The 978-nt window shown below is 75.8% G+C and carries 1 protein-coding gene; it reads left to right on the forward strand.

What is annotated here, in order from left to right; all coding sequences use genetic code 11:
- Positions 1-86 precede the first annotated feature (86 nt).
- Positions 87-978 (forward strand): HipA family kinase (locus tag NBZ83_RS32330; protein ID WP_261576537.1); only part of this gene is annotated, 892 nt, incomplete at its 3' end.

Below are 978 nucleotides of genomic sequence, written 5' to 3' on the forward strand. Positions count from 1 at the left end.
CCTCTGCCCGGCCCGCCCCTCTGCCCCCTGCCCGCGCTGGCCTGCTGGCGGCTCGGGGGCAGCGGTGGCTCGGGCAGACTGGCGGGATGTTGCGACACGTCACGGCGGTGCGTTACGCGACGCCGCTGCGCGAGGGCGGGAGCCTGCCCGGCCTGATGGAGGGCGACGACCTCGGCACCTGGGTCGTCAAGTTCAGCGGCGCGGGGCAGGGGCCGAAGGCGCTGGTCGCCGAAGTGATCGTCGGCGAGCTCGCCCGCGAGCTCGGGCTCGCGGTGCCCGAGCTCGTCGGAATCGACGTCGACCCCGAGCTCGGGCGCACCGAGCCGGACCAGGAGGTCCAGGACCTGCTGCGGGCCAGCGCCGGGCTCAACCTCGGCATGGACTACCTCCCCGGGTCCATCACCTACGATCCGCTGGCGTTCGACGCCGCGCCCGAAATCGCCGCCCGCGTGCTCTGGCTCGACGCCCTGACGCTGAACGTCGACAGATCCTGGCGCAACCCGAACCTGCTGGTCTGGGGCGGTCGGCTGTGGTTGATCGATCACGGTGCCGCCCTGTATCCCCACCACGACTGGGCGGGCGCGGCGGCGGCGGTCGGCCGGGTCCTGCCCGGCATCGCCGATCACGTGGTCCTACCGGTCGTGGCAGCCGAACCCGCGACGTTCGCCGCCGCCGACGCCGCGCTGGCCCCCCTGATCGACGCGGAGCTGCTGACCGCCGTTGTCGCCCGGGTGCCCGACGTCTGGCTGGACGTCTCCCGCGCCGACTACGTCTCCTGGCTGCTGGCGCGGGTCGCGGCCAGGGAGTCCTGGCGCGACGCGGTTACCGCGGCAGTGGCCGAGGCGCGCCCGGCCGCCGAGGTGGCACCGGGCGCCCGGGTCGCGGCCGCGATCGCCAGCCACCGGCACGGTGCTGGCTCGGCCGGCCCGGGTGGCGCTGGCGGTCGGGGTGGCGCTGGCGGCCCGGGTGGGGCTGGTG

This window comes from Frankia gtarii (assembly GCF_025403375.1).
GTDB classification, from domain to species: Bacteria; Actinomycetota; Actinomycetes; order Frankiales; family Frankiaceae; genus Frankia; species Frankia gtarii.